General features: G+C 65.4%; 2 protein-coding genes. One reads left to right on the plus strand and one right to left on the minus strand.

Annotated features, from left to right (window positions below; genetic code table 11):
* Positions 1-145 precede the first annotated feature (145 nt).
* Entirely contained in the window at positions 146-2,050 is a 1,905-nt protein-coding gene (locus I71_RS13875) for a methanol/ethanol family PQQ-dependent dehydrogenase (protein WP_199902176.1), read from the minus strand.
* Between the two features lie 478 nt (positions 2,051-2,528).
* Between I71_RS13875 and I71_RS13880 the strand changes: the two genes are divergently transcribed.
* Positions 2,529-3,264: histidine kinase (locus I71_RS13880; protein ID WP_244433826.1), on the plus strand; the 736-nt coding region annotated here is incomplete at its 3' end.

Below are 3,264 nucleotides of genomic sequence, written 5' to 3' on the forward strand. Positions count from 1 at the left end.
CGCAAGGCAGAAGGTCAAGGCACTCAGAGCCAACAGCTTCGGGAACGGCAGGTAATCGGTGCGTGACGTCATGGTGATGCCTCCGATGAAAGGCGCCGGGACGGCAACCGCCCCGGCGCTCCATGCTCCGGTTTGACGGAGCCGGTCACTTGGTGCTGGACACCTTCACGTCGGCCAGCTTGAACACCCAGAAGGACCCGCCCTGGGTCACGCGGGTGGTCAGGTCGGCCAGATCGCCGCCCCACAGCGGCACGGCGCCGCCATAGCCGGTGGTGATGCCGACATACTGCACCCCGTCCTGTTCCCAGGTGATCGGGGAGGAGACGATCCCCGATCCGGTCTGGAAGCGCCACAGCTCCTGGCCGGTCTTGGCGTCGAAGGCCTTGACGAAGCCGTCGCCGGTGCCGGTGAAGACCAGGTTGCCGGCGGTCGCCAGCGTGCCGGCCCACAGCGGCAGTTCCTCCTTGTGCTCCCAGACGATCTTGCCAGTCTTCGGATCGAGCGCCCGCAGGCTGCCGACATGGTCGTCGTACATCTTGTGGATGCGGAACCCCATGCCGAGATAGGCGGAGCCGGGGTTGTAGCCGACATGCTCGGTCCAGTAATCCTCCTTCCAATGGTTGGCGGCGATGTAGAACAGCTTGGTGTCCTCGCTGTAGGACATCGGGTTCCAGTTCTTGCCACCGAGGAAGGGCGGCGAGACCTCCACCGGCTTGCCGCGCTTCTCGCCTTCGGCCGGCAGCGGCGGGCGCTGGCCCTCATTCTCGATCGGACGGCCGGTCTTCAGGTCGATGCCCTTGGCCCAGGTGATGCCGTCGACGAAGGGATAAGCCGCCAGCACGCTGTTGGGCTTGTTGGCCTCTCCGCCGGCCGTCGCCAGCTTGATGCGGTCGGTGACATAGAAGAAGCCGTTGCGGTCGGCATGCGCCGTCGCCTTCACGGTCTTTCCGGAGGCGTCGGTGTAATCGAACAGCACCAGCTCGTTGTTGCCGGAGAAGTCCCAGGTGTCGTTCGGCGTGTGCTGGTAAAAGCCCTTCAGCTCGCCGGTGGTCGGATCGACATAGGCCTGTCCGGAGGTATAGAGGCTGTCTCCCGGCCAGCGGGCCCAGCCGTTCCAAGGCGCCGGGTTGCCGGTGCCGATGACGATGGTGTTGGTTTCCACATCGAAGGTGGCGCTCTGCCAGGGCGCACCGCCGCCGTGGTTCCAGGCCTCCACCAGATTGCCATCCTTGTCACGCGGCCAGGACGGGGCCTTGTCGCTGCCGGTCGGCGTGCTGTCCTTGCCGTCCAGCCGGCCCATATGGCCTTCGACCAGCGGACGCATCCAGATCTCGTCGCCGGTATCCGGATCGCGGGCGAACAGCCGCCCGACCACGCCGAACTCGTCACCCGACGAGCCGTGGATCAGCAGAACCTTGCCGGTCTTCTGGTCCTTCACCACGGTGGGGGCGCCGGTCATGGTGTAGCCGACCTTGTGATCGGCGAACTTCTTCTTCCAGACGACCTTGCCGGTATCCTTGTTCAGCGCGACGATGGAGGCGTCGAGCGTGCCGAAGAACAGCTTGTCGCCATAGATCGCGGCACCGCGGTTGACCACGTCGCAGCAGGGCCGGATATCGTCGGGCAGGCGGTGGGCATAGCTCCACAGCCGCTTTCCGGTCTTGGCATCCAGCGCGAACATCCGGGAATAGGATCCGGTGACATAGATCACCCCATCATGGACAAGCGCCTGGGTTTCCTGCCCGCGCTGCTTCTCGTCGCCGAAGGAGAAGGACCAGGCGGGAACCAGACGCGATACGCTTTCCGTATTGATCTGCTTCAGCTGGCTGAAACGCTTGCCTTCCACCCCCATTCCGTACATCAGCACGTCGCCCGGGTTCTTCGCATCGTTGGCGATGGCATCCCAGGTGACATCGGAGGCGAGGGCCGGACCGGCGGCCGCCACAGCCAGGAACAGCGTGGCGATCCCAGCCAGAAGGGGCCTGCGGAACCGGTGGTGCGGCTTGTCGCCGGGTATGGCTGCCATCGTGCTGTAGGACGAAAGTGTCATGCGTTTCCCCCGATGATTGGCCGCGAAGCGGCGGTTGCGAACACGGCGCGCGGAGCCGTGCCGGCGATATCGTCACGCCGGCCCACCCCCGTTCCTGTGGGCGGCGGGAGGCGATGCCGCCCCCGGAACCGGGATGAGCCGTGCGTGACGATGTCGCGACAGAAGGCTGTTGCTTTCTGAATGGCAGGAGCTTTTCAAAGCCGGTCTGTGCATCCCGCCCGGCGCACAGCACCATGTCTTGCCGGCTTCAATAATCCACCGGGCGAAGCTGTCGCTCCATTCGACAATCCGGGGAAGAAATTCTTGACCCTGCACCATGATAACATCCCGATTGCGGCGGGAAATTTTCCCGTCCGCCGACAGTGACGGAGCGGAATCTGCACCTGCGCACTCGTTCGATTGCCCGAAGGGCGGATGGCGCCCAATCCGGTTGATCAGCTAACATTCCGTCATTGGTCGTATTGCGGGGAGAGCGACGGTGTCGCTGAGGATGCGCATCCTGGCCTTGATCGGGCTTTTCCTGCTGCTGATGGCAACCGCCGGCGGGGCGGTGATGATCGCCAATGCCCGCGATGCCGTCCGCGCGGAGATGGCCTCCGCACTGGAACTGGGCGGCGCGCTGGGTATCGCGGTGGCGGAGCGCGGCGACCTTCCCGGTGGCATCGCCATGCTGAACGGGCTGGGGGTACGTCACCTGCGCTTCATCGGGCCCGATGGTTTGCCCAAGCCGGAGCCGGCGGAACGACGCGCACCGGACTGGTTCGCTGCGCTGATCGGCGGAGACCTGCAGGAACGGCGGCTGGGCGCCAGCGGTCTGCGCATCATCGCCGAACCTTGGGACGAGATCGCTGAAGTCTGGGAGGATATGAGCGATCTGGCCACCGCAATGCTGACGGTCGGCCTCCTTCTGATGGGAACGGCGTATCTGGCGGTCGGGCGCGCCCTGGGGCCGCTGTCGCGGCTGGAGACCGGGGTGGAGCGCCTGCGCGCCGGAGACTATGCATTTTCGTTCGATGGCCGCGGCGTTCCCGAACTCGATCGGCTCGGCAGGAGCATCGCCGCGCTGGCAGACGGGCTGGCGGCGGCAGAGTGTGAAAATCGACGGGCCGGCCAGAGGATCGTTGCCGCGCAAGACACCGAAAGGCGGGAGATCGCCCGCGAAATCCATGACGAGCTTGGTGCGGCCCTCTTCGCGATCAAGGTCGATGCCGGCC

Origin of the sequence: Azospirillum sp. B506 (genome assembly GCF_000333595.1) — a bacterium.
GTDB lineage: Bacteria > Pseudomonadota > Alphaproteobacteria > Azospirillales > Azospirillaceae > Azospirillum.

Bases quoted from the DNA above. Each gene is read 5' to 3' on its own strand.
- I71_RS13875 (WP_199902176.1), bottom strand. From the start codon at position 2,050: ATGACACTTTCGTCCTACAGCACGATGGCAGCCATACCCGGCGACAAG.